General features: G+C 73.7%; 17 protein-coding genes and 1 pseudogene. 8 read left to right on the top strand and 10 right to left on the bottom strand.

What is annotated here, in order from left to right; genetic code table 11:
- Positions 1–63 precede the first annotated feature (63 nt).
- Positions 64–1170: a CAP domain-containing protein gene (locus DEJ46_RS40240; protein WP_223835341.1), complete on the top strand. Its 1107-nt coding sequence runs from the start codon at positions 64–66 to the stop codon at positions 1168–1170.
- Between the two features lie 28 nt (positions 1171–1198).
- On the opposite strand, the gene DEJ46_RS35480 is transcribed toward DEJ46_RS40240, so the two are convergent.
- From DEJ46_RS35480 to DEJ46_RS35460, 5 genes are all read right to left on the bottom strand, one after another.
- A complete protein-coding gene (locus tag DEJ46_RS35480) occupies positions 1199–2659 on the bottom strand; it encodes a sigma-70 family RNA polymerase sigma factor (RefSeq protein WP_150273007.1) in 1461 nt (486 codons plus the stop codon).
- A gap of 102 nt (positions 2660–2761) precedes the next feature.
- Positions 2762–3052 carry a hypothetical protein gene (locus DEJ46_RS35475; RefSeq protein WP_150273005.1) on the bottom strand — a complete coding sequence of 97 codons (291 nt, stop codon included), beginning with the start codon at positions 3050–3052 and terminating at the stop codon, positions 2762–2764.
- A gap of 120 nt (positions 3053–3172) precedes the next feature.
- Positions 3173–5392, bottom strand: coding sequence for an NADP-dependent isocitrate dehydrogenase (locus tag DEJ46_RS35470; RefSeq protein ID WP_150273003.1), 2220 nt, complete (start codon positions 5390–5392; stop codon positions 3173–3175).
- A gap of 45 nt (positions 5393–5437) precedes the next feature.
- Positions 5438–6508, bottom strand: a complete 1071-nt coding sequence (locus DEJ46_RS40630) for a phosphatase PAP2 family protein (RefSeq protein ID WP_150273002.1) — start codon at positions 6506–6508, stop codon at positions 5438–5440.
- Positions 6509–6593: 85 nt separating this feature from the next.
- Complete coding sequence (locus DEJ46_RS35460) at positions 6594–8459, bottom strand: glycoside hydrolase family 15 protein (protein ID WP_150273000.1); 1866 nt, start codon at positions 8457–8459, stop codon at positions 6594–6596.
- A 266-nt stretch (positions 8460–8725) separates the two neighbouring features.
- Here DEJ46_RS35460 and DEJ46_RS35455 point away from each other — a divergent pair, with 266 nt between their 5' ends.
- From DEJ46_RS35455 to DEJ46_RS35435, 4 genes are all read left to right on the top strand, one after another.
- The gene (locus DEJ46_RS35455) at positions 8726–9535 is read left to right on the top strand and encodes a glycosyltransferase family 2 protein (RefSeq protein WP_150272998.1); all 810 of its coding nucleotides are present in this window, start codon (positions 8726–8728) and stop codon (positions 9533–9535) included.
- Between the two features lie 452 nt (positions 9536–9987).
- Complete coding sequence (locus DEJ46_RS35445) at positions 9988–11925, top strand: glycosyltransferase family 4 protein (RefSeq protein ID WP_150272996.1); 1938 nt, start codon at positions 9988–9990, stop codon at positions 11923–11925.
- On the top strand, positions 11907–12590 hold the full coding sequence (locus tag DEJ46_RS35440; protein ID WP_150272994.1) for a PIG-L deacetylase family protein: 684 nt from the start codon (positions 11907–11909) through the stop codon (positions 12588–12590). The genes DEJ46_RS35445 and DEJ46_RS35440 overlap by 19 nt, the downstream gene beginning before the upstream one ends.
- Positions 12590–13681: a glycosyltransferase family 4 protein gene (locus DEJ46_RS35435; RefSeq protein WP_150272992.1), complete on the top strand. Its 1092-nt coding sequence runs from the start codon at positions 12590–12592 to the stop codon at positions 13679–13681. Before DEJ46_RS35440 ends, DEJ46_RS35435 begins: the two co-directional genes overlap by 1 nt.
- A gap of 20 nt (positions 13682–13701) precedes the next feature.
- Here DEJ46_RS35435 and DEJ46_RS35430 read toward each other — a convergent pair whose 3' ends face one another.
- From DEJ46_RS35430 to DEJ46_RS35410, 5 genes and pseudogenes are all read right to left on the bottom strand, one after another.
- Positions 13702–14496, bottom strand: a complete 795-nt coding sequence (locus tag DEJ46_RS35430; protein ID WP_223835340.1) for a class I SAM-dependent methyltransferase — start codon at positions 14494–14496, stop codon at positions 13702–13704.
- Positions 14496–19070, bottom strand: coding sequence for an aminotransferase class I/II-fold pyridoxal phosphate-dependent enzyme (locus DEJ46_RS35425; RefSeq protein ID WP_411757800.1), 4575 nt, complete (start codon positions 19068–19070; stop codon positions 14496–14498). The genes DEJ46_RS35430 and DEJ46_RS35425 overlap by 1 nt, the downstream gene beginning before the upstream one ends.
- Before the next feature lie 179 nt (positions 19071–19249).
- Complete coding sequence (locus DEJ46_RS35420; protein ID WP_150272990.1) at positions 19250–20284, bottom strand: LacI family DNA-binding transcriptional regulator; 1035 nt, start codon at positions 20282–20284, stop codon at positions 19250–19252.
- An 81-nt stretch (positions 20285–20365) separates the two neighbouring features.
- Positions 20366–20694, bottom strand: a pseudogene (locus tag DEJ46_RS35415) (putative quinol monooxygenase).
- Positions 20695–20739: 45 nt separating this feature from the next.
- Entirely contained in the window at positions 20740–21504 is a 765-nt protein-coding gene (locus DEJ46_RS35410; RefSeq protein WP_150272988.1) for an IclR family transcriptional regulator, read from the bottom strand.
- A 219-nt stretch (positions 21505–21723) separates the two neighbouring features.
- Here DEJ46_RS35410 and DEJ46_RS35405 point away from each other — a divergent pair, with 219 nt between their 5' ends.
- The 3 genes from DEJ46_RS35405 (at position 21724) to DEJ46_RS35395 (ending at position 26277) form a co-directional block, all read left to right on the top strand.
- Positions 21724–23463, top strand: a complete 1740-nt coding sequence (locus DEJ46_RS35405) for a VanW family protein (RefSeq protein WP_150272986.1) — start codon at positions 21724–21726, stop codon at positions 23461–23463.
- Between the two features lie 163 nt (positions 23464–23626).
- Positions 23627–24658 (top strand): serine hydrolase domain-containing protein, encoded by a 1032-nt coding sequence (locus DEJ46_RS35400; protein ID WP_150272984.1) that lies wholly within the window; start codon positions 23627–23629, stop codon positions 24656–24658.
- 173 nt (positions 24659–24831) lie between these two features.
- Positions 24832–26277 (top strand): glyceraldehyde-3-phosphate dehydrogenase, encoded by a 1446-nt coding sequence (locus tag DEJ46_RS35395; protein ID WP_150272982.1) that lies wholly within the window; start codon positions 24832–24834, stop codon positions 26275–26277.
- Positions 26278–26285: the final 8 nt, after the last annotated feature.

Genomic DNA, 26285 nt, shown 5'->3' with positions numbered 1-26285 from the left:
TCGTCCCGGTGGCTCTCCCCAGCGCCGGACCGTCCGGCGGCCTCGGCGAGAGAGCGGAGCTCCATGCGGCACCACGACCATCCCGGTCACCCCGAAGACCCCGAACACGTCCACCTGAACGGACACCCTGATCACCCGTATCACTCGGATCTCCCGGATCACTCGTCTCTCCCGGAACACGACGAGCACCTCGTACGGCTCGACCCGCCCGCGCGGGACGGCGGGCGGCACCGGAAGGGCACTCCGGGCCGCGGCTCGCGGCGGCGCGCCCCGCAGCGGCCGGGCTTCCGCACCGCCGTCACCGCCGCCGGGGCCACGGCCGTCGCCCTGACGGTGGCGGCCGGCGTGTACGTCGCCTCCCCCGCCCCGGCCGCCGGCCCCTCTGCCGTCGCCGCTCCCGCCGCCCCGGACGCCGCCGGAGCCTCGCCCGGCGCGGCCACCACGGTCCGGGAGGCCGTGACCCCCTCCGCGCCTCCCTCCGCCCCCGCGACCGCGCCCACGTCCGCCCGCTCCGCACCGAAGACGCCGACGGCCCGGACCACGCCCCCTCGGGCGGAGCCCCCACCGGAGACGAAGGCAGCGACGACGCCGCCGCGGACCGGTGCTCCCTCCGCGCCCGCACGGGAGCAGCCCGGGCACGGGACCGAGCGGGGGCGGCAGCCGGGCGAGTCCACGGGCTCCGGGTCCGGGTCCGGGTCCGGGTCCGGGTCCGGCAGCGGTTCCGAGCCCAAGTCCGGGTCCGAGGCCGGGACCGGGTCCGGGTCCGAGGCCGTCGGCGGGCAGGTCTCCGAGTACGTCCAGCAGGTCGTCGCCCTCGCCAACGCCGAGCGGGAGAAGGCCGGCTGCGGGCCGCTCCGTGCCGAGAGCCGCCTGCGGACCGCCGCCCAGGGGCACTCCGACGACATGTCCGCGCGGGACTACTACGACCACGACAGCCCGGAGGGCCGTTCCGCGGGCGACCGGATGACCGGCGCCGGGTACAGGTGGTCGACGTGGGGCGAGAACATCCACCGCGGCCCGAAGACCCCGGCCCACGCGATGGAAGACTGGATGGACAGCCCGGGCCACCGCGAGAACATCCTCAACTGCTCCTTCAAGGACATCGGCGTCGGGGTGACCCTCACCGCCAACGGCCCTTGGTGGGTACAGAATTTCGGCGCGAAGGGATGATCGGCACGCCTCGGGGTGCCGCGCGGGTTCAGGAGGCCGGGGCCGCCAGCTTCTGCACCCAGATCGTGCCGCCGGGGCCGGGCGCCGACGCCACACCGGTGTCCCGGTACCGGCAGTCCAGCATGTTCTCCTCGTGCATCGCCCCGTCGGTCCAGTCCTCGACGACGGTCTCCGGGTCCTTCGCCCCCCGGGCCAGGTTCTCGGCCCAGGCGCTCCAGTCGTACCCGGCGGCGGTGATCCGCGCGTCGGCGAATTCGCCCTCCGGGCTGTTGTGGGCGTAGTAGCCCCGCGCGACCATGTCGCGCGCGTACCCCCGGGCCGCAGCGACCAGTCGCGGGTCGGTCCGCAGCGGGGCGCAACCCGCGGCCGCCCGGAGCCTGTTGACCCTCTCGGTCACCCGTTCCTCGGCGGTGGGCACGGGAGCCGACGGTGTGGTGCGGCGGGGTGCCGGTGTACGGGTCGTGGGCGCCGGGGCGGCGACGGTCGCGGCCCGGGTCGTGGGAGGCGCCGGGGTGACCGGGGGCGCGGGTGCCGGGGTCGCCGCTCGGGGCCGGTCGGGTGTCACGCGTACCTCCTCCTGCCTCGGTACGAGCACGGCGAGCGCGCCGAGGACGGCGACGGTCGCGGCTCCGGCGAGGCAGGCGCGCCGGATCGGCGTCCACCGGCCCACGGGCTCGGCGGCGAGGGGTTCGGCGCCGCGCCGGGCCGCGGCGGCCACGGCGACCGGCGGGACCAGCCCGATGCCGACGAGGAGGCCCTCGACGGAGGCGAAGCCACGGCCGCCGGCCATCTGCCCCGTACAGGCGGCGCAGGTGCGCAGGTGGCGGGCGATCCGCTTGCGCCAGAGGGGCGAGGGGCGGCCGTCCCAGGCGGTGAGGGAGTCCATGAGTGCGGGGCACGCGGGGTCCGTGTCGAGGGCGCGGACCACGGCCCGGCCGGTCTCCAGGCGTTCCTTCATCCGCTGGACCCGGACGGCGGCGTGCTGCGGGGAGACACCGAGGCCCTCGGCGAGTTCGGCGCGGGTCAGCTCCCCGGCCGCCTCCAGCCACCACAGGGTGAGGAGTTCACGGTCCTCGTCGTCGAGCCAGCGGGTCGCGCGGGCCACGTCGCGGCGCTCCCCGGAGAGGCGCAGGCGCAGGATGGTGAGCTCGGTGAAGTCGCCGGCGGGGTCGGCGAGGCCGGCGGCCCGGTCGAGGCCGGGCACGGGGGCCTGCCGGTTCTCGCGCCAGCGCCGGCGTATGCCGTTCATGGCGATGGCGACGAGCCAGGAGCGGAAGCGGTCCGGGTCGCGCAGGCCCGCGAGGCCGTCGAGGGCGCGGACCATCGTCTCCTGGACGATGTCGTCGGTGTCGGCGTGGCCGTCGAGGGCGCGGCCGACGACATTGTGGACGAGGGGCAGGTAGGCGCGTACCAGCTCGTCCCTGGCGTACGTGTCACCGGCCCGGGCCGCCTCCACCAGTGCGGTGGTGCGGCGCTCGTCGCTGTGCATGGGTCTGCTCCCTCATCCGTGGCCCGAGTCCCCCGTCGTTCGGAGACCCGTGGGGGCGGGAGGGATAACACTTCTCGGTCGTGAATCTGCGGTCGGGGCAGATTACCTCTGTGGTCGGGGCAGGTTCGGGACGGTGGCCCCGGCGCCCTTCCGGACGGCTTCCACGACGGCTTCGTGGAGGTCGCGGCTCTCCTCCTCGGTGCTGCACGGAACAGGACTGCCCGACATGGTGAACCAGTCGGATGCGCCGCTGTACTGCACGGCCACGCGTGCCTCGCGCTCGGTCCAGGTCGTGTGCACGGTCACATCGCCCGTCACGACGCCGGCCTCGTCGGTCAGCACCCCACCTCGCCCGGTGTAGACACCGGCGGTCGTCCAAGATGCCCAGCTCATCCATCCAGGTTCACACCCGGACGCCGGATGCGCCACCGACGGGACCGCCCCGGCCGGAATCGTTCCGGCCGGGGCGGTACGTGTCGTCCGCCGGGGCGGGCGAGGGCGTCGCGCGCCTGATCAGGCGAGGGTCGCGAGGGCCTCGTTCAGCGTGGCGGACGGGCGCATCACGGACTCGGCCTTGGCCGGGTCGGGCTGGTAGTAGCCACCGATCTCGGCCGGGGAGCCCTGGACGGCGACGAGCTCGTCGACGATCTTCTGCTCGTTGGCGGCCAGCGTCTCGGCGAGCGGGGCGAAGGCCTTGGCCAGCTCCGCGTCCTCGGTCTGGGCGGCGAGCTCCTGGGCCCAGTAGAGGCCGAGGTAGAAGTGGCTGCCGCGGTTGTCGATGCCGCCGAGGCGACGGGTCGGCGACTTGTCCTCGTTGAGGAAGGTGCCGGTGGCGCGGTCCAGCGTGTCGGCGAGGACCTGGGCGCGGCCGTTGCCCGTGGTCGTCGCGAGGTGCTCGAAGCTGGCGGCCAGGGCGAAGAACTCGCCGAGGCTGTCCCAGCGGAGGTAGTTCTCCTTGACGAGCTGCTGGACGTGCTTCGGGGCGGAGCCGCCGGCGCCGGTCTCGAAGAGGCCGCCGCCCGCCATCAGCGGGACGACCGACAGCATCTTGGCGCTGGTGCCCAGCTCCAGGATCGGGAAGAGGTCGGTCAGGTAGTCGCGGAGGACGTTGCCGGTGACCGAGATGGTGTCCTCGCCGCGGCGGATGCGCTCCAGGGAGAACTTGGTGGCCTCGACCGGGGACAGGATCTTGATGTCCAGGCCCTCGGTGTCGTGCTGCGGCAGGTACTGCTCGACCTTGGCGATCAGCTGGGCGTCGTGGGCGCGCGCGGCGTCCAGCCAGAAGACGGCCGGGGCGCCGGTGGCGCGGGCGCGGGTGACGGCGAGCTTGACCCAGTCCTGGATGGGCAGGTCCTTGGTCTGGCAGGCGCGGAAGAGGTCGCCCTCGGCGACTTCCTGCTCCAGGACGACGTTGCCCGCGGAGTCGACGAGGCGGACGGTGCCGGCCTGGGCCATCTCGAAGGTCTTGTCGTGGGAGCCGTACTCCTCGGCCTTCTGCGCCATGAGGCCGACGTTCGGGACGGAGCCCATGGTCGACGGGTCGAAGGCGCCGTGGGCGCGGCAGTCGTCGATGACGACCTGGTAGACGCCCGAGTAGCTGTGGTCCGGGAGGACCGCGAGGGTGTCGGCCTCCTGGCCGTCCGGGCCCCACATGTGGCCGGAGGTGCGGATCATGGCCGGCATCGAGGCGTCGACGATGACGTCGGACGGCACGTGCAGGTTGGTGATGCCCTTGTCGGAGTCGACCATCGCCAGGGCGGGGCCCGCGGCGAGCTCGGCCTCGAAGGAGGCCTTGATCTCGGCGCCCTGCGGGAGGGACTCCAGGCCCTTCAGGACGCCGCCGAGGCCGTCGTTCGGGGAGAGACCTGCGGCGGCGAGGACCTCGCCGTACTTGGCGAAGGTCGCCGGGAAGAAGGCGCGGACGACGTGGCCGAAGACGATCGGGTCGGAGACCTTCATCATCGTGGCCTTGAGGTGCACGGAGAAGAGCACGCCCTCGGCCTTGGCGCGGGCGACCTGCTCGCTGAGGAAGGTGCGCAGGGCGGCGGCGCGCATGACGGCGGCGTCGACGACCTCGCCGGCGATGACCTTGAGCGGCTCGCGGAGCTCGGAGACGGTGCCGTCGGCGGCGGTGAACTCGAAGCGGAGGGTGTCGTCCTGGGCGATGACGGCGGACTTCTCCGTGGAGGCGAAGTCGTTGTCGCTCATGGTGGCGACGTTCGTCTTCGACTCGGGGGTCCAGGCGCCCATGCGGTGGGGGTGGGCCTTGGCGTAGTTCTTGACCGAGGCGGGGGCGCGGCGGTCGGAGTTGCCCTCGCGCAGGACCGGGTTGACGGCCGAGCCCTTGATCTTGTCGTAGCGGGCGCGGACGTCCTTGTCCTGGTCCGTCTGCGCGTCGTCCGGGTAGTCCGGGAGGGCGTAGCCCTGCGCCTGGAGCTCGGCGATCGCGGCCTTCAGCTGCGGGATGGACGCCGAGACGTTCGGCAGCTTGATGATGTTGGCGCCGGGCGTCTTGGCGAGCGCGCCGAGCTCCGCGAGGGCGTCGGGGATGCGCTGGCCCTCCTCCAGGTACTCCGGGAAGACGGCGATGATGCGGCCCGCGAGGGAGATGTCCCGCGTCTCGACCGTGACGCCGGCCTGCGAGGCATACGCCTGGATCACGGGCAGGAACGAGTACGTCGCCAGGGCGGGCGCCTCGTCAGTGTGGGTGTAGATGATGGTCGAGTCAGTCACCAGGGTTCTCCAGCTCCACGTCTGCGTATGCGAGATTGCTCGACATCAAGATATCTCGTGATCGCGGTCCTCCGTAAAGGGCCCCACGACCTCGCCGTCGCGCGGAGCCCCCGCGGCCTCCACGAAGGGGCCGCCGAGCCGGTACGGGGAGGGGGCCCGGTCCATGTCGACGCGGCGGAGCAGGGCGAGCAGGAGCAGTCCGGCGGCGGCGGTGACGCCTGCGGCGAGGGCCTGTCCGCAGCGGTGCGCGAGCCGGAGCTCGGCCGGGTCGTAGGGGGCGGTGGCGGGGAGGGTGAGGGTGTCGCCGAGGAGCCAGAAGCCGGCGCCGAGTCCCACGGCCGCGAGGGCGGCGAGCGGGACGCCGGCGAGGAGGGCGCGCGCGAGGGGGCCTCTGCGGGCGGGGCGGACCTTGCCCCTGCGGGCGAGGAAGGTGGCCAGTCCGCAGAAGACGGCGAGGACGACGAGGGTGGCGGCGATGAGGTCGCCGGGGCGGTGGTCGCCCGCCGCGACGGTGTAGGCGCCGACGCCTCCGGCCCAGAGGGTGCCGGCGAGGACGGTGAGTCCGCGCAGCCGGTACGGGACGAGGAGGGCGAGGCCGAAGGCCGTGCCGAGGGCGAGGGTGCTCTGGGCGCTGGGGAAGCCGCTCTGGAGGAGGGCCCCGCCGGAGTCGAGCAGCCGGGGGCGTGGCGCGTACCGCTGGAGGAGTCCGGTCAGCGCGAGGGAGGTGACGAGGGCGCCGGCGACGGCTCCGGTGAGCGCGTACCGCTTACGCAGGAGACCGGTGGCGAGCAGCAGGACGCAGCCGAGGACCAGCGAGAGCGTGGTGAGTCCGGCGAGCGAGGGATGCTCGCGTATCAGGGTGGCGGCGGCGGTGTCGGCGCGCCGTCCGGTGAGGGCCGCGTCGCCCCAGCGACGGCCGGTCGCGGTGAGCACGAGGCCCGCGTAGACGACCGTGAGGAGGAGGACGGTCCCGAGGCAGCCACGCCGGGTCCGGGTGCGGACCCTGGTGCTGAAGGAGCCGGCGGCCTCGCCGGCCACGGCGGCGTACCACCACGTGTCACCGGTCTCCAGCGGCCTCGGGGTGCCGCCGGCGCGGAGCCTGTCGTAGGAAGCCATGCCCCGATTCGAACCCACGCGCGGCGGACCCGCCCGCTGGATGCACCCGAACGACACGCCGAAGGCGCCGGCGGGGGCGGTGCGCTCACGCCACGGCGAGGCGCGGGGTGGCCGTGCGGCCGCGCCGGCGCGTGCCGTAGAGCGTGAAGGCCGTGTTCACCAGGGCCACGTGGCTGAGCGCCTGCGGGGTGTTGCCGAGCTGGCGGCCGGCCACCGGGTCCCATTCCTCGGCGAGGAGCCCGACGTCGTTGCGGATGGCGAGGACCCGCTCGAAGACGGTCCTGGCCTTGTCCGGGCGGCCGGTCGCGGCGAGGGCGTCGGCGTACCAGAACGTGCAGGCGACGAAGGCGCCCTCGGTGCCGCCGAGGTCGTCGAGGTCGTGCGTCCCGCCGTCCCTGACGTCGCCGTACCGGCGGAGGAAGCCGTGCTCGTCGAGCCGTTCCATCGCCTTGACGGTGCCGAGGATCCGGGGGTCGTCGGCGGGGAGGAAGCCGAGCCGGGGGATCAGCAGGGCGGTGGCGTCGACCTGGTGGCCGCCGTAGTACTGCATGAACGACTGCTGCTCCTCGCTCCAGCCGCGGGCGCAGATCTCGGCGTGGATCTCGTGGCGCAGGGCCTGCCAGCGACGAACGGAGCCGCGGAGGCCGGCGACGCGGGCGAGGCGGACGGCGCGGTCGGCGGCGACCCAGGCCATGACCTTGGAGTGCACGAAGTGGCGGCGCGGGCCGCGGACTTCCCAGATGCCCTCGTCGGGTTCCTGCCAGCGCGTGCCGAGGTACTCCAGGAGCTCGGCGACCAGGGCCCAGGCCGGCGGGTCGAGGGCGACCCCGGCCCGGACCGCCGAGTAGACGGTGTTGAGCACCTCGCCGTAGATGTCGAGCTGGAACTGGCCGACGGCCGCGTTGCCGAATCTGACGGGGCTTGAACTCTCGTAGCCGGGCAGCCAGTCGGCGTGCGTCTCGGGGAGCCGGCGCTGTCCCTCGACCCCGTACAGCGGCTGGAGGTCGGCGGGATCGCCCGCGACGGCCCGGAGCAGCCAGTCCTTCCAGGCCATGGCCTCCCGGTGGTATCCGCCGCGCAGCAGGCAGGAGAGCGTGAAGGTGGAGTCGCGCAGCCAGCAGAAGCGGTAGTCCCAGTTGCGCTGTTGACCGATGCTCTCGGGAAGGGAGGCCGTGGCCGCCGCGACGATGCCGCCGGTGGGGGCGTAGGTGAGGGCCTTGAGGGTGAGGAGGGAGCGGAGGACGGCTTCCCTGGCCGGACCTTCGTAACGGAGCGCGTCCGCCCAGTCGTTCCAGAAGGCGAGGGTCCGCAGGAGGGTGGCGTCGATCTCGGCCGGTGAGACGGTGGGGGGCGCGGCGGTGTGTGAGGGACGCCAGCCGAGGACGAAGGCGACGCTGCTCCCGGCGGAGACGGTGAACTCGGCGGTCGTACGGTCCGGGGTGACGGTGGGGTCGACACCGGGGCCGCTGGACAGGTAGGCGGCGTCCGGTCCCGCGACGGAGGCGACGGTGCGCCGGTCCACCGCGCGGGTCCAGGGCACGATGCTGCCGTGATGGAAGCGGAGTCTCAACTCTCCCCGCATGGCGACCCGTCCGGAGATCCCCTCGACGACGCGGACGATGCTCGGCCCTCCCTGGGCAGAGCCCGGGTATTCCGGGGAGTCCGGGGAGCGCGGGGGCATGAAGTCGGTGACGCGGACGGTACCGGTGACGGACTCCCAGTAGGTGTCGAGGACCAGCGTGTCGCCCCGGTAGCTCCTGCGCGTGCAGCGGGCCCTCCCGACCGGGGCGAGGAGCCACCGGCCGTGGGCGGGGTCGCCGAGGAGGGCCGCGAGGCACGCGGGCGAGTCGAAGCGGGGCGCGCACCACCAGTCGACGGACCCGTCGGTCCCTATGAGCGCAGCCGTCTCCAGGTCCCCGACGAGGGCGTAGTCCTCAATTCGCCCTGCCATGACCGGATTGTATGCCGCTCAGGATTCTCGCGCAGAAACAGGGAGGGCAGGAAGGGGCATTTCGGAGGCGATTCGGGCGGGATTCAGAGGTGATTCGCAGGTTATTCGCAGGGGTCATTCGCAGTCATTCGCAGGTCATGCGAAGGTATTTATTCACGGCGCTCCGCATACTCTTCCGGATTTCTTGACGCCGTCACCTACGGCGCAGGATTCTGAGATGCGCGGTATGCAGCAATGCGCGGTCCGCCGCGCGGAAGGCCGTACCCATGAGCAGTGACGCGCACCCCCTCCGCCGGTCGACCGACCGGGTGCCCGGCTCCGGCACCAGCACCGTGAGCCTCGTCCTGACGGTCCGCCCCGACGGACAGGACCCGGGGAACGCGCTCGACCTGCTGCTCGGCCAGATTCCGGAGTACGTGCGGGACGTGGTCCTCATCGGCGGGCCGACGGGCGCGGGACCCGCGCGGGACGGGATGACCGTCCGGGCGCTCGGGGCCTGGGACTTCACCAGGGGCGACATTCCGCACGCGGGGCTGCGCGCGGCCACCGGTGATCTGATCGTGCTGATGGACGCCGACGGCAGCATGTCGCCGCACGAGATTCCGCACTACCTGCATTACCTGGAAAGCGGATTCGACTTCGTCAAGGGCTCCCGTTTCATCGCGGGCGGGGCCGTCGCCGACTATCCCCTCGGGCGACGCCTCGGCCACCGTGCTCTCCTGCGCGTCGCACGCCGGCTGTACGGTCAGCAGCTCACCGATCTCTGGTACGGGTTCTGCGCGTTCCGGCGGGGTTTCGTCGACCTCCTCGACCTGCGCGAGGACGGCGTCGAACTCGGCGCCGAACTCGTGACGCACGCCCTGCACTACGGGCTGCGCGTCGCCGAGGTGCCCAGTCGCGAACTGCCGAGCGGCCACGGCCCCTCGCACCCGCGCACGGTTCGTGACGGTGCCCGCATCCTCGGCACGCTCCTCGACGAGCGGCCGCACAACGCCCTCTCGCGGTTCGCCCACGGCAGCCTCCGGCGCGCCCGCGCCGGCCCCTCTCCGGTTGACGAATCACGTCCCGGGGGCTGAGTCTGGAAACAGCATCAATGTCGACCTGAGCAGACCCTCGGTCGGGTCGGTTGCCGGAAGAGGCTCGTCGTGACCTCACTCCACATCAACCGCGTGCCGGCGGCACCCGCTCCGCATCCTCTGCGGCGGGTGACCGACTGGCCCCTCTCCGAGGCCCGGCGCCGTCGGGTCTGCCGCAGTCCGCACCCCCCGACCCCCCACCCGGTCCGCCGGACCTCCGACCGGCTCCGCGCCGCCGCCCCCCCGCCCGTCAGCCGGGCGTGCAGGCCCCGTGGCGCCGCCCGGCGCCGACGCGCCCGTACGGTCAGGACGCACGCGCCGCGACGCGCCGGTTCCGGTAAACCCTCCGGATCCGACGGCCCAGCGGAGTCCCCCGGTCCGACCGCTCCGACCCATGGCGGCCACCACCGTGGCCGACAGGCCGCCCTCGTCGTGGTGAGGCGGCGGGTGCCGTGACAGGTACACGGAACGTCATCCTCGTCGCTGTGTCCGGTCCGGACGGCGCGGCCACGTCCTCGCTGGTCCACAGGCTGGCGACGCTGCTGCGCCAGCGGAGCGTCCCGGTCGTCACCGCACAGTGCCAAGGCTGCTTCCTGTGCCGCAGGTTCCCGGTTCCGCCACGGGTGAGGGATGCGGGGGAACCGGGTGAGCTGTGGGCACGGCGGGCTTCGGACCCCGAGCGCCGTGGGTCCCTCCTCCGCCGTGCCCACGCGTCCCTCGACGCCGCCGAGTCGGCGGTCCGGATCGCGGTCGCCCTGCTGACGGCGGCCGCACGGGCGCACGGCGGGCAGGCCGTGGTCCTGACCGACCGGGGGCCCCTCGACGGCCTGGCGACCTTCGACCCGCCCGCCTCGTCGGTGGCCGCGCGCGTCCTCCGCCGGATCGCGGAGCGGTGCGGTCTGACGCTGCTCGTGGAGACCGGGCCCGAGGCGCTGCCCGGACACGGCCGGCGGGAGGCCCCCGCCGCTGCGGCCGGCCGGTGGTACCGCTACCGGGCCTGGTCCGTACGGCTGCCGCGAGTGGCGCGCGTCGACAGCGGGCGGGCCCCGTCGCTCCTCGCCGCCGCCGCCTTGGAGCAGGTCCTCGACGTGGTGCGGGAGCGGGCCGCGAGCGGCGCGGAGGAGACCGACGGGGGCACGAGCGGGGGCGGCTGGAGCGGGGGCCAGAAGGACGCCGTCGAGCACACGGGCCCGAGGAGCGCGGGCACCGGGCTCGGGGGCCTGACGTGCGGAGGCACCGAGCGCGGAGGCGAGGTGCCTCCGCACGTGGTCGTGTCCGTCTACGACGACGCCGGGGACCGCGGCCACCACGGCGGCGGCGCCGCCCTGATCGTCGGCAAGGTGGTCCGCAGGCTGGCGGAGGACTTCTGTGTGACGGTCGTGACGGCGAGCCGCCGCGCCGGGACCGAGTACCGGGACGGCGTCCGGTACGTCCGACTGCCGGTGCGCCGGGCAGGCCCGCGAGCCGGGCGGCTGGCGTTCCTGGCTCTGCTGCCGTTCGTGGCCCGCCGCATCCGGCACGACCTGTGGCTGGAGAGCTTCACTCCCCCGTTCTCGACGGGCTTCCTGCCGCTGGCGACCCGCGCGCCGGTCGTCGGCATCGACCGGGGCGGCGGCGCCGCCGTGCCACGGCGCCGCTCCCCCGTGTCGTTCCTCCGGCGGCTCGGGCTGCGCCGCTACCGGCACATCGTGGCGATGAACGCGGCGGACGGCTCGGCGATCCGGCGGCTCAGCCCCCGGGCCGACGTCCAGGTCTTCGCCGAGGGCGTGGACCCGCGCCTCCCCGACGAGTCCCGGCTCGGCAACGGGCAGTTCATCCTCTTCCTGGGACGGATCGACACCTGGGCCAAGGGCCTCGACCTGCTCCTCGACGCCTACGACCGGGCCCGCCCGCCCCTGGACCTGCTGCTCGCGGGCAGTGGCACGCCCGCCGAGGAGCGCCGGCTCGCGGCGCTCCTCGCCGCCCGGCCCGACCCGCGGATCCACTGGGTCGGGTACGCCGACGAGAAGCGCAAGCGGCAGCTCCTGCGCGACAGCGCCTTCCTCGTGCTGCCCTCCCGCCACGAGACGTTCGGCCGGGTGGTCCTCGAAGGGATGTCGTACGGCAAGCCCGTCCTCCACTTCGACCTGCCCGCCCTGCGGTGGACGCGCGACGGCGGCTCCGTGGCGGTCCCGCCGTTCGACGTGGTGGCCTTCGGCGAGCGGATGGGCGAGCTCGCCCGCGAGCCGGCCCTCCGCCGCGACCTGGGCCGGCGCTCCGCGCTCGCCTCCCAGCACTGCACGTGGGACGAGATGACGGGCCGCTGTCTGGCCCTGGCCCACCGGCTCCTGGACGCACCCGCCGCCGCACGGCTGCCGAGGAGGGGGACGTCATGTCGGACGACCCGCTGACCAGCTTCGTCCGGACCGTCGTCGGATCGGGCGCCCCCATGCTCGTGCTCTCGCCGCACCTGGACGACGCCGTGCTGTCCTGCGGCGGACTGCTCGGCTGGGCGGGGCGGCGGGCGCCGGTGACCGTCGCGACGCTGTTCACGGAGGCCGCGCCACCGCCGTACGCCCTCTCGGCCCGGCAGTACCTGAAGCGGACGGGGACCGAGGACGCGGAGGAACTGTTCGCAGCCCGGCGGGCCGAGGACCGGCACGTCCTGGAGCTGCTCGACGTCCGCTCGCGCCACATCGGCCTCGTCGACGGCCTGTTCCGCCGCCTTCCGCGCCCGCGCGCCGGTACGGAACGGCTCGCCCGGCTGGTGCCCGAACTGGCCCTCGTCTACCCGACGTACCGGCTCCACCTGGCGCGGGGCCGGATCTCCGCGGGCGACGCCGACACCCTGCGCGCGGTCGGCGAGACCGTCGAGTCGCTGCTGCCCGCGCGCTCCGGCGGCGTCCTGCTGGCCCCGCTGGGCGTCGGCGGACACGCCGACCACGTCCTGTGCCGCACCGCCGCCGAACTGAGCGGCCGCCGGGTCGTCTACTACGAGGGGCCCTTCGCGGGGCCCGTACCGCCGGAGGCGTGTCGTGACGGCCGGAAGGGGCGCCTCGGGGGCGGAGGTGCGTGATGCTCCCCCGTGAGCGCCCACGCGTACTTCTCCTGACCAGCCGCCCGCTCGACGGGGCGGAGGGTTCGGACGTCGGGCTCGCCTCCGACGTCCTCGAAGCGCTGCCCGACGTCGACTTCGTCTGGTTCGCCCAGTGGCCGGACCGCCGGCAGCACCCGCCGCGCCGCGGGCGCCCCGCCCGCATCCTCACCCGGAGCGGTGCCGCCCACACCCCGCACCGGGTCCAGGCCGCGCTCGCCGGGGCCGTGTTCGCGCGCCGGGTCGACCTGGTCCATGTCTTCCTCACCGTGGGCCGTGCTTTTCCCCTCTTCTCCCGGCTCCGACCGCTGTTCCTCGGGGGGCGGCCGGTCGTCCACACCGTGACCGGGGTGATGGACCCCGGCTTCCTGGACCGCGCCAGGCCCCTGGGGGTGACGGTCGCCCTGTCGGAGTCGATGGCGCGGCGGCTGCGGGCCGCGGACTTCGGGGACGTACGGGTCGTCCCGCCCATGATCGACCTGGACGCCTGGCCGTACCTGCCGCGTCCGAAGGGCTATCCGGTGGTCCTCTTCGCCGGGTACCACGGTCCGCGGGGCGGTGCGGAGACGGTGATCGACGCGGCGGCCGAGGCGTGGCGGGAGGGGGCGCGGTTCCGGCTGGTGCTCGCGGTGCGCGGGCGGCCGGGGCAGCGCGCCGGTCTCCTGGACGAGGCGCTGCGGGAGCGGGCCGGCGCGGCGGGGCTGCCCGACGTCGAGGTCCTCGGCCACGTCGAGAACATGCGGGACCTGATCACCTCGGTGCACGTGCTGCTCTATCCGCCGGACTCGCTCGGCGGGAAGGCGGACATCCCGCTGACCGTGCTCCAGTCTCTGGCCTCGGGGCGTCCGGCGATCCTGAGCGACCTGCCGCAGTTCGCGGACTTCGGCCACGCGGTGCTGCGGGCGCCGGCGGGCGACGCGCGCCGCACCGGGCAGCAGCTGGCGTGGCTGCTCGACCAGCCGCGCTCCTGGGACGTGCTCGCGGAGCGGGGCCGGTCGCTGGCCGAGGACCACTTCGGTCCCGAGCGGTTCGCCGCCCGGTACGCGGCGCTCTACCGGGAGCTCCTGGCCTGACCGGCCGGCTCCGGCCGGCCCTACGGGATGGGACCGTCACGCCGCAGCGCGGTCAGGAGCAGGACGCCGGTGTCGCCGTACTCCGGCAGGGTGCGGTCCTTCGCGAGCCGCTCGATCCGCAGGCCGGTGGTGCGGGGCGCGAAGACGGACCGCAGGGCCGCCCCGTCGACGGGGCAGGCCGGCCAGACCGGTCCCGTGCCGATGCGGTAGCTCGGCATGCGTTCCATGAAGGAGGCGACGAGCCGGCCGCCGGGGCGGACCGCCCGGACGAAGGCGTCGCAGAGTGCGGTGAACTCGGCGAAGTCCTCGGTGACGCTCTCCGCGACGAAGTTCATCGACGCCAGGGCGTACGTGCCGTCCGTCAGCTCCTCCGCGACGCCGGGCACGACCCGGACCCTGCGGAGCGCCTCCGTACAGCTCTCCGGGAGCGCCGGGTCGAGGCTGCGGCACAGGGTGTAGAAGGGCTGCCAGCTGTCGTCGGGGCCGTCGTCGAGCTGCTGCCGCAGGTAGCGGACGTTGGCGGCGCTCGGTTCCAGGGCGTCGACCCGGAGGCTGGCGGCGCCCGCCTGCATGAGGGGGTACAGGTTCGGTCCCGCGCCCAGTTCGAGGGTGCGGCCGAGGGCGCCGGGGGCGAAGGTCCGGTAGACGGCGGCGTGGTGGCGGATGACGCCGACGTCGCAGGGGTGGAGCCTGCGGTAGTTCTCGGCGAGGTAGTCGGCGACGGGCCAGGCGTTCCAGTCGGCGTCACGGTTGCGGCGCGGTCCCAGCACCCGGCCCTGCGGACGCGAGGGGCCGGGCGACCCGGCCGTGTCCATCACCGCTCCGGCGGCCGGTGGCCGGCCAGGACGGGACCGGGGCCCGGGGCCTCGGTGTGCTGGAGGCTGAACCGCTCGGCGAGCGCCGTGAGGGCCTCGCACAGCTGGTCGATCTCCTCGTCGGTGTTGGCGGCGGTGATCTGGATGCGGAAGCCGACCCGGTCGCGCGGGACGAGCGGGTAGGACGCGAGGGTCACGTAGATCCCGTGCTCCCAGAGGAACGCGGCGACGGCGTCGAGGTCCTCGGCGTCGGCGAGCGGGATCTCGACGATCGGCAGCCCGTCGGTGTTCGGCGTCGCGAGGCCGAGGCCGCGGACGTGGGCGAGGACCCGGGCCGTCATCCGGAAGAGGTCGGCCCTGATCGCCTCGCCGCGCTCGGCGTTGACGTCGAGCCCGGCGAGCGCGGTGGCCAGCGAGGCCGTCGGCGAGGGCCCGGAGTAGAGGTACGGGGCCGCGGCCACCTTCAGGTGGTCCTTGAGCCACTTCGGGACGGCGAGGAAGGCGAGCAGCGAGGAGAACGCCTTGGAGAAGCCGCCGACCAGCACCAGGTCGTCGTAGGTCTCGCCGAGGTGGCGGACGATGCCGTTGCCGCGCGAGCCGTACGGGCTGCTCTCGTCCGGGGAGCGCTCCCCGATGACGCCGAAGCCGTGCGCGTCGTCGACGTACAGCAGCGCGCCGTTCTCCCGGCAGATCCGGGCCAGGGCCGGCAGGTCGGGGAAGTTTCCGGTCATGCTGTTGACGCCGTCCATGCAGACGAGCCGGCCGCCGTCGCCGGGTGCGCCGCGGAGCAGCGTCGCCAGCTCCTCGGGCCGTTCGGAGCGGAAGCGGTGGATCTCGGCGCCCTGGCCGCGGGCGACGACGCAGCCGTCGTACACGGTGCGGTGGGCCTGCGCCTCGACGAAGATCTGGCCGGTGCCGGCGAGGAGCGGGATGACGGACTGGTGGATGAGGGTGATCGTGGGCAGCAGGAGGGTGTCGGGGGCTCCCAGGAGCTCGGTGAGCCGCTCCTCGATGCGCGGGTAGAGCCGGGGGCTGCCGATGAGCCGGGACCAGCTGGGGTGGGTGCCCCACTGTCTGACCTCCGGTTCGATCGAGGCCATGATCGTGGGGTCGAGGTCGAAGCCGAGGTAGTTGCAGGAGGCGAAGTCGACGAGCCAGTCCTCGCCGACCCGGATACGGCGGCCGTCGACCTCGTCGATGACGGCGTCGCACATGAGGCTGGTCCGCTGGAGGTGCTCCAGGTCGCGCCAGCGGGACGGGCGCGGCGGCCGGCTGGTCCGGGCGGCCGTGGTGGCGGCGGCCGTGGTGGTGGCGGCGACGGTGGCGGGCACGGTTCCCGGGGAGCCCCGGACGGCCGGGGAGGCCGTGGACACGGGCGGCGCCGGGCGGACGGCTGGGCCGGCGCCGGGGGCCGCGGCGTGGTGCAGGTACGACTCGGCCTGGTGGGCGGTCATCGGCCGGGCGAAGAGGTAGCCCTGTCCGTAGCGGCAGCCCATCTCGGCGAGGAGCTGCCGCTGCTCCTCGTGTTCGATGCCCTCGGCGACGACGAGCAGGCCGAGGACGTCGGCGATGCGCACGATGCCCTCCACGAGAGCGACCTGCTGGGGGTCGGTCGTGATGTCGTCGATGAACGACTTGTCGACCTTGAGGATGTCGATCGGGAACTCGCGGAGGTAGCTGAGCGAGGAGAAGCCGGTGCCGAAGTCGTCGATGGCGATGGAGACCCCGAGGTCCTTCAGGGCGGCCATGGTCGTACGGATCTGGGCGTCCTGGCGCATGAGGACGGTCTCGGTGAGTTCCAGGACGAGGGAGCCCGGCTCGAGACCCGAGGAGCGCAGGGTGCGCCGTACCTCTTCGAGGAAGCCCGGGTCGCGGAACTGGCGGGCGGAGACGTTGACGTTGGCGTACAGGGGCGGCTGGCGCGGGCGGGAGCGCTGCCAGCGGGCGATGTCGAGCGCCGCGTGTTCGAGGACCCAGGCGCCCAGCGGCATGATGTGGCCGCTCTCCTCGGCCAGGGTGATGAACTGGTCGGGCGGCACCATCCCGCGCCGGGCGTGCGGCCAGCGGATGAGGGCCTCCAGGCCGGCGGTGGCCCCGCCGTCGACCTCCACGATGGGCTGGTAGCGCAGGGCGAAGGCGTGGTCGGCGATGGCCGTGTCCATGCCGGCCTGGAGTTCGTGCCGGGCGACGAGCCGGGAGTGGAGCTCGGGGTGGAAGAGCCGCCAGCGCTTCTTGCCGGCCGCCTTCGCCGCGTACAGGGCGAGGTCGGCGTGGCCGAGGAGCTCCTCGGCGTGGGCGCTGTCGAGGACGGTCGCGATGCCGACGCTGGTGGAGACGGAGACGGCTCCGTCGGTGAGGTGGAAGGGCTGGCTGAGGGTGTGCACGATCTCGGCGGCGAGGGTCTCGGCGTCGCTGGCTTCCCTGGCCCCTTCGATGAGGACGGCGAACTCGTCGCCGCCGAGCCGGGCCGCGGTGTCGGTGAGCCGCAGGACGGAGGTGAGGCGGCGGGCCACGGCGACGAGGAGCTCGTCGCCGACGGAGTGCCCCATGGTGTCGTTGACGACCTTGAAGTCGTCGAGGTCGACGAAGAGCATGCAGGTCAGGGTGGATTCGCGGCGTCCGCGCAGCAGGGCGCGCTCGATCCGTTCGAGCAGCAGGACGCGGTTGGGAAGGCCGGTGAGGGAGTCGTGGAAGGCCCGGTGGGTGAGCTCCCGTTCCAGCTTCCGCTGCTCGGTGACGTCCCTGAGGGTCAGGACGAGGCCGTGCACGGTGCGTTCGTTGCGGAGGTTGCTGCACCGGACCTCGACCTGGAGGTCGGAGGAGGAGCCGGAGCCGCCCGGGCCGCCGTGGAGCAGCTTCCAGTCGTCGCGGGCGTCGACCGTGTCACGTGACCGGGCGTCGGCGAGGAGGCGCAGGGCGCCGGCCTTGTCGGTGGGCGCGAGCAGCTCGGTGAGGGGGGTGCCGGGGATCAGGGAGTGGCCGAACATGGACTCGGCGGAGGGGCTCGCGTACCGCACGGTGTCGTCGTCGTCGACGATCAGGATGACGTCCGAGGTGTTGTGCACGAGCGTCCGGAAGTAGGCCTCGCTCGTCCGGCGGTTGACCTCCTCGCTGAGACCGAAGCGTTCCAGGGCGAGGGCCGCCTGGGAGGCGAGGGACTGGGCGGGGCCCGCGATCTCGGAGAGCTTCTTCTCGGGTCCGGCGAGGAGCAGCACGCCGAGCAGCGGTTCGCGTCCGGCCGGCGTCTGGAGCTCCAGGGGGCAGAGGAGTGCGTGGGGCTCGGGCGCCGCCTCGGCGGCGACGGCGGGGTCGAGGCGCTTCACGGCGACGAGCCGGGTGCCGTGGGCGACGAGCTCGGGCCAGGCCGTGGCAGGCGGGCGCGTCAGTGTGTCCGTGTGGCAGCTCCACGGGTGGGCCGCGGTGGCGACCGCGGTGAGGCCGCCCCGGCGGTCCCGGGTGAAGAGGAGGACCCGGTGGTCGGTGCCGGGGCCGAAGAGCGTGGCGGAGGCCGTCTCCACCGCGCCGGCGACCTCGCGGGGGCTGAGGGCGGCGACGAGGGAGGCGGCGGCGACCCTGAGGCTGCGCTCCCGGGCCTCGGCCTTGCCGTGGGCACTCATCATGCTCCACAGCCGGGCGAGGACGAGGAGGAACATGAGGGCCGAGAAGATCGCGATGACGGCGATGTCCTGGTCCTTGTCCTGGCGGAGCGACTGGAGGAGCAGCAGGGCGGGGGCGACGAGGGAGGCGCCGGCGAGGAGCGCGAGGCGACGCTCGGCGACGCGCGGTGCCGGTTCGGGGGCGCGCTCGGTCAGCCCGGTCATCGAGGGGTGGAGGGCGGCGAGGCCCCAGGCGGTGAAGAACACGACCCAGCCGAGGTCGAGGGGTGTGCCGACCTGCCAGGTGCCCTTGAGCTGGAGGGTGCCGTAGATGACGTCGGAGGCGAGGATGCCGCACGTGCCGAGGGTGAGGAGCTGCACGGACCGGGAACGCAGTCCGCCGGGGACGAGCAGCCGGGCGAGCATCGCGAGCATCAGGACGTCGCCGAGGGGATAGGCGATGGAGATGGCCTTCTCGATCCAGGTCATGTCCTCGCTCCTGGCGAGCGGGGTGATGAGGTTGACCCAGGAGAGCAGCGCGAGGCCCGAGGTGAGGATCAGCGCGTCGAGGACGACCGCGAGGTCGCGGCCGGCGGCCCGGTAGCGGATGAAGCCGAACAGACCGATGGCGAACAGCGGGTACGTTGCCAGGTACAGGGCGTCGGCGACGGAGGGAAAGGGCCTGGTCTGCCCGAAGAATCCCTCCAGGGCGTTGTAGGCGGTGTCGCCGGCGACGAAGGCGAAGTTGGCGGCGGCGAGCACGAGCCAGGGCCAGCGGCGGGCGGGCCGGTGCAGGTGGACGCCGACGAGGATGGCGGCGACGCCGCCCAGTCCGATGAGTGCCCAGAGGACGGTGTGACGGGCGGGGAACTGCAGGTACGCGACGGTGAGCAGAGTCACGACCAGGAGATAGACCAGCGTCCACGTGCGGAGTGACCCGGACGCCTTGCGTGACCGGATCGGCTGACGCAACGCCATCGTCGACCGCCCCCTAGCGGGTCGGACGCCGTGGAGCGCCCTGGTCGCGGATTCGGACTCCGTACCGTGTCCATTCTCCGGGGGGCCGGAGCGGGCTGCACCTCGGAGCCCCGCGGACCGGGGCCTGGAGGGGGCTGCACCTCGGACCCCGCGGACCGGGAGGCCCGGCGGGGGTCGCGTCAGGAGGAGGCGCGGACGACCAGCTCGATGGGGAGCATCCGGCGGGGCTGCGCGTCGGGTTCGCTGGGCGCGGCGATCTCCTGGAGGAGCAGGCGGGCCATCGTCCGGCCCATCTCCTCGATGGGCTGCCGGACGCTCGTGAGCGGCGGGTCCATGTGCCGGGCGACGGCGGAGTCGTCGACGCCGACGAGCGCGACGTCCTCGGGGACCCGGCGGCCCGCCTCGCGCAGCACGCCGCGCGCCCCGGCGGCCATCACGTCGGAGGCGGCGAAGACGGCGTCGAGGCCGGGCCTGCGGTCCAGCAGTTCCCGCATGGCGCGCCGGCCGCCCTCCTCGGTGAAGTCGCCGTTGGCGACGAGGCCCTCGTCGGGCGCGAGTCCGGCCTCGGCCAGGCCTTCGCGGTAGCCGTCGAGGCGGCAGCGGGCCACGTACATGTCGAGGGGTCCCGTGATGGTGGCGACGGAGCGCCGGCCGCGGGCGGCGAGGTGGGCGACGGCCGTCCGGCCGGCGCCGGTGTTGTCGGAGTCGACGAAGGAGACGCGCTCGTCCTCGCGGCGGCGGCCGTTGAGGACGGCGGGCAGGCCGAGGGCGCGGACCTGGTCGGGCAGCGGGTCGTCGCCGTGCACGGAGACGAGCAGGACGCCGTCGACACGCTGGGCGGCGAGGTACTGCTCGAAGCGCTGGCGCTCCTGGTCGCTGCGGATCAGGGTGAGGAGCAACTGCTTGTCGGCTTCGGCCAGTTCGGCGCTGACGCCGCGGATGATGTCGAGGAAGTACGGTTCGGCGAAGAGCCGCGCCTCGGTCTCGGGGATCACGAGGGCGACGGCGTCGGTGCGGCTGCCGGCGAGGGCACGGGCGGCGCGGTTGGGGACGTACCCGAGCTCTGCGACGGCCTGCTCGACGGCGGCCTTGGCCTGTTCGCTCACCTTCGGGGAGCCGTTGATGACCCGTGAGACCGTGCCGCGGCCGACTCCGGCCCGGGCCGCGACCTCTTCCAGGGTGGGCCTGCCGGTCTGCCGTCCGCTCACCGCCATGTGCCGGTTCTCCCCTCGGGCCGCCGCCCCGCCTGCGTTTCCCGCGAACCTATCAGGCGGGAGGGCGGCGGCCCGGGGCGCTCAGGCGTCGGCCGGGGCGAGTTCGGCCATGGCGCCCCAGCCCTGCTGCGGCACCTCGACGTTGATGATCTCGGGGGTGGTGGCGATGGCGCCCGCCATGGCGGCGAGGCCGGCGGTGAAGTGGGCGGAGGCGACGTGGGCGGCGCCGGCCTCGGCGTCGGCGAAGGCCTCCAGGAGGACGAAGACGTTCGGGTCGTCGACGCTGCGGGACCAGTCGAAGAAGAGGTTGCCGGGCTCCTCGCGGGTGGCGCGGGTGAAGTCGGCGCCGGGTCGAGCCAGCGGTCGGCGTGGTCGGGGCGGGCGGTGAAGCGGACGGCGATGAAGATCATGCGTCCACCCTGCGGCGGTCCGCCGGACGGGACCAGCCGGGCCGGTCAGGATTCCGGCAGGGCCGGAAACTCGGGTACGGCGCGGGCGAGGGCCGCCCGGAGCTCTCCCTGGCGCCGCGCGAAGTCGGCGGTGGGGAGGGAGACGGAGAGCGCGTGGACGATGCCGTCGCCGCGCTCGGGGAGCGCGACGGCGAGGCAGGTGTAGGCGAGGTCCGCCTCGCCCACGGAGACGGCGAAGCCCTGGCCGCGCACCCGGGTGGCCTCCGCCTCGAAGCGTTCGGCGCTGGTGATGGTCCGCTCGGTGAAGCGGGCCATGCCGTGCTCCGCGAGGTAGCGGCGGCGCAGCGGGCGCGGGAGCGCGGCGAGGAGGGCCTTTCCGTGGGCGGTCGCGTGCGCGCGGTCCTCGGGGCCGGGGGTGAAGGGGTGGGTGGTGTCGGTCACCGGGGCGGTGGTGTCGACGACGGTGATCAGGCCGTCGCGGTAGGCGGTGTGGTACGCCTCCGCTCCCGTGGCGCGGCGGAGCCGGCCCAGGAGGTCGCCGGTGCCGGCGCCGAGTCCGTGGTGGCGCTGGTGGGAGCGGTGCAGGGCGGGGACGCGGGGCCCGGGGGCGTACCCCTCGGCGGTGCGGGCGAGGTAGCCGCGCGCGAGCAGGGGCCCTGTGACGTGATACACGGTCGAGAGTGCGCAGCCGAGCTTCCGGGCCAGGGTCTTCGCCGCGACGGGCCGGTCGGCGTCGGCGACGGCGTCGAGCACCGCGAGGGCCCGGTCGACGGTCTGCGGGCCGGGGCTCGGGCTGGGGGTGGCGGGCATCGTTCCAGGTTAGGGCCTGTCCGGTGCCGTCCCTCCCCGGGCCGCGGGCGGACCGCGACCCGCCCCGGGAGGGTCTCCGCCGCGGGGCTGCCGGAACACTCCGTACCGGCTCCACCGCGCTCCGTATCCCCGCAGGTCATCATAGCTTTATGTGCATTTGACACTCTTTCGGCGTACCGTCGTGGAGATCCCCCCATCCTCGATGCCCCGGGAGAGCGTGTGCCCCGCTCCAGGACCGACCATGCCCCGACGCCCCGCGAGGGGCGCCGTCCGCTCCTCCGGACGGCGGCGATCGCGACGGGTGTGGTCGCCGTCGCCGTGGGCGGCCTGTACGTGGCGGGGCTCGTCACCGCCGGGGACGACATATCCGCCGGCACCAGCGTCGCCGGCGTGGACGTGGGCGGCATGAGCCGCGCCGAGGCGCGGGCGAAGCTCGCGGCCGAGGCCCCGGCCGCCTGGACCGCACCGATACCCGTCCAGGTCGGCGACCGCGAGACCACGGTCTCCCCGGCCGCCGCGGGCATGACCGTGGACGTGGAGAAGACCGCCGACCTCGCCGCCGACCCGTCCCGGGACCCCGTGACCGTCATCGGGCGGCTGTTCTCCTCGGGCGAGCGGGAGATCCGGCCGGTGTTCGCCTACGACGAGGCCAAGGCGAAGGCCGCCGTCGCCGAGCTGGCCGAGAAGAACGACCGCAAGGTCCGTGAGGGCTCCGTCGCCTTCCGCGCGGGCGAGGCCGTCGCCACCCGGGCGGTGACGGGCCAGAAGCTGGAGACCGGACGGGCCGTCGAGACCCTGCGCGCCGCCTATCCCGCCGCGTCGGGCGCCACGGCCGTGACCCTTCCCGTCACCCTCACCGAGCCGAAGCTGGGGGACTCCGAGGTCACCCGCTTCCTCGACACGTACGCGAAGCCCGCCGTCTCGGGCCCGGTGACGCTCACCGCCGGCACCGAGCGGCTGCGGATCTCCCCCGCCACCCTCGGCGACCACCTCTCCGTGAAGTCCGAGAACGGCCGGCTCAGCGCCGCGCTCGACGCCGAGGCCCTCCTCCGCGACCCGGACGTCGCCGAGCCCCTCGCCTCCATGACGGGCGCCCCGGTCGAGGCGACCCTCGGGGTGCGGGACGGCAAGGTCGTCGTCGAGTCGGAGGGCAGGCCGGGGCAGGAGGTCACCGCGAAGGCGCTGGGCGACGCCGTGCGCCCGCTGCTCACCAAGGACGGTGCCGCGGCCCGTACGGCCACGGTGGCCACCAAGGTCACGCAGCCCGAGCTGACCGCCGGCTCGCTGGCCCGCCTCGGCATCACCGAGCAGATGTCGACGTTCACGGTCGACTTCCCCACCGCGCCCTACCGGACGACGAACATCGGCCGGGCCGCCGAGCTGATCAACGGCTCGGTCGTGCAGCCCGGCGAGGTGTGGAGCTTCAACGAGACGGTCGGCGAGCGCACCCCGGACAACGGGTTCGTGGACGGCACGATGATCCTCGACGGCCGGTACCAGTCCGCGCCGGGCGGCGGCGTCTCGGCCATGGCGACCACCGTCTTCAACGCGATGTTCTTCGCCGGGGTCAAGCCCGTCGAGTACGGCGCCCACTCCTTCTACATCGAGCGTTACCCGGCCGGCCGCGAGGCCACCGTCGCCTGGGGCAGCCTGGACCTGAAGTTCCGCAACGATTCGGGCAAGCCGATCTACATCAAGGCGGGCGCGACGGACTCCTCGGTCACCGTGAGCTTCCTCGGGACGAAGAAGTACGACTCCGTGGAGGCGGTGGCGGGTCCGCGCACCAACGAGACGGAGCCCGTGAAGCGCGAGGGCACCGGCGAGACCTGTGTGGCGCAGCCGCCCCTGGAGGGCTTCGACATCTCGGTGGACCGGGTCTTCAAGGACGGCGGCGCCGAGGTGAAGCGCGAGACCTTCACGACGCACTACACCCCGCGTGACGAGGTCACGTGCAAGTGAGGTCCTGGGACAGGAGCTGACGGAAGGGTGTCTTCCCCCACAGCCCGGGCATGACTCCGGAGCGCGGCCCGTCAGGGAGCGGACGCGTGCTGCCCGTCCGCTCCGGACGGGTCCTGCCCGCCGGCCCCCGGTCGGGCCCGCCCCGATCCGCCGGAGGCACGCCTTGGCCCAGAGCAGCGAACCCTTCGAGCGGCTCCTCGACGACGGCGTGCGCGCGGGCGTGTACCCCGGCGCCGTGTGGGCCGTGGGCGATGCCCGTACCACCCTCTGCGAGGGGTCCGTCGGCGCGCTCGATCCCGCGCGACCGGGCGGGCCGATGCTCCGGGACACGCTCTTCGACGTCGCGAGCCTGACCAAGATCCTCGCGGTATGGGCCGTGGTCGGCACCCTCGTCGACGCGGGGAAGCTGGAGCCGGAGGCGCCGCTCGGCGCGTACTGGCCGGAGGCCGTGGGGCGGCCCCTCGCCGGCGTCACGGCCCTGAACCTCCTCACCCACACCGCGGGGCTGCCGCTGCGCGCCAATCTGCGGCCCCTGTACGGCTCCGACCCGCAGGACGTCCGGGACGGGGTCCTCGCCGAACCGCTGCGGCACCGGCCCGGGGAGGCCGTCGCCTACACCGACCGGGCGGCGCTCATCCTCGGCTACCTCGCCGAGCACCTCACGCGCCGCTCGCTGACCCGGCTCGCGGAGGACCGGGTCTGGACACCGCTCGGCATGACGGAGACGCGGTACGGGCCCCTGCCCGCCGAGGGCGTGGAGCGGTGCGCGCCCACCGAGTACGACGAGGAGAGCGGCGCCCCGCTCCGGGGGACCGTGCACGACTTCTCGGCCCGGCTGCTCGGCGGCGCCTGCGGGATCGCGGGCGTCTTCACCACCGCCGGCGACATCGGCCTGTTCCTGCGCCACCTCCTCGCCCCGGTGCCCGGCACCTTCTCCGCCGAGTGGACGGCGGCCTCGCTGCGCGTCCGCACCGGCCCGCTCACCCCGCCGCGCGGGCTCTTCTGGCACCCGGCGCCGGGCACGGAGCCCGAGGACGACGTCTGGGCGCACTTCGGCTTCACGGGCACGGGCCTGTGGGTCTCGCCCGCGCGCGACCGCTGGGCGGTGCTGCTCACGAACCGGCTGTACTTCACCCGGGATCCCGGTCCGCTGGCCCGTGTCCGCGAGGTCTTCCGGACCCTCGTCTTCCCCTGACGGCCGGACCCGGTCCCGCCGGGCCGTGACCAGCCCGTGGAACGGCCGTGCTCGGACGCCGGGACTCTGCGAGCCTGCTCACCGCGGCCGGACGTGTGATGCGCCACCCCTCTGAGGCACCGCACGGACCTGGGGTTACCATATGAGCGCCGCCTAGCTCGAAAGATAAACTTGTGACTGTCAATGACGACTCGTTCACCAGCTGGAAGAACCGCGAGGAGATCGCGGAGTCGATGATCCCGATCATCGGGAAGCTGCACCGGGAGCAGGACGTCACCGTCCTGGTCCACAGCCGCTCCCTGGTGAACAAGTCGGTGGTCAGCATCCTCAAGACCCACCGCTTCGCCCGGCAGATCGACGGCGAGGAGCTCTCGGTCACCGAGACGCTCCCCTTCCTCCAGACGCTCACGACCCTCGACCTCGGCCCGTGCCAGATCGACATCGGCGTGCTGGCCGCGGACTACAAGACCGACGACCGCGGTCTCTCCGTCGCCGAGTTCACGGCCGAGGCCGTCGCCGGCGCCATCGGTGAGAACAAGATCGAGCGCCGCGACGGACGCGACGTCGTCCTCTACGGCTTCGGCCGCATCGGCCGCCTCGTCGCCCGCCTCCTCATCGAGAAGGCCGGCTCCGGCAACGGTCTGCGCCTGCGCGCGATCGTCGTCCGCGGTGGTGGCGAGCAGGATCTCGTGAAGCGCGCCTCGCTGCTGCGCCGCGACTCGATCCACGGCCAGTTCCAGGGCACGATCACGGTCGACGAGGCGAACAGCACGATCGTCGCCAACGGCAACACGATCAAGGTGATCTACGCCAACGACCCCTCCGAGGTCGACTACACGGCGTACGGCATCGACAACGCCATCCTCATCGACAACACCGGCAAGTGGCGCGACCGCGAGGGCCTCTCCAAGCACCTGCGCCCCGGCATCGACAAGGTCGTCCTGACCGCGCCCGGCAAGGGCGACGTGCCCAACATCGTGCACGGTGTGAACCACGACACGGTCAAGCCGGACGAGAAGATCCTGTCCTGCGCGTCCTGCACGACCAACGCGATCGTCCCGCCGCTGAAGGCGATGGACGACGAGTACGGCGTGCTCCGCGGCCACGTCGAGACGGTCCACTCGTTCACGAACGACCAGAACCTGCTCGACAACTACCACAAGGCCGACCGTCGCGGCCGCTCCGCGCCGCTGAACATGGTGATCACCGAGACCGGTGCCGCCTCGGCCGTCGCGAAGGCGCTGCCGGACCTCAAGGCCCCCATCACCGGCAGCTCGATCCGCGTCCCCGTCCCGGACGTCTCGATCGCCATCCTGAGCCTGCGCCTGGGCCGTGAGACCACCCGTGACGAGGTCCTCGAGTACCTCCGCGACGTCTCGCTGCACTCGCCGCTGAAGCGCCAGATCGACTTCACCACGGCCCCCGACGCCGTCTCGATGGACTTCGTCGGCTCGCGCCACGCGTCGATCGTCGACGCCGGCGCGACCAAGGTCGACGGCGACAACGCGATCCTCTACCTGTGGTACGACAACGAGTTCGGCTACTCGTGCCAGGTCATCCGGGTCGTCCAGCACGTCTCCGGCGTGGAGTACCCGACCTTCCCGGCTCCGGCGGTCTGATCCCCCGG

The sequence above is a fragment of the Streptomyces venezuelae genome, from assembly GCF_008642375.1.
Classification (GTDB): Bacteria; Actinomycetota; Actinomycetes; order Streptomycetales; family Streptomycetaceae; genus Streptomyces; species Streptomyces venezuelae_G.
Note: the sequence above shows the minus strand (reverse complement) of the source record. Positions and strands in the feature narration are given on the sequence as shown.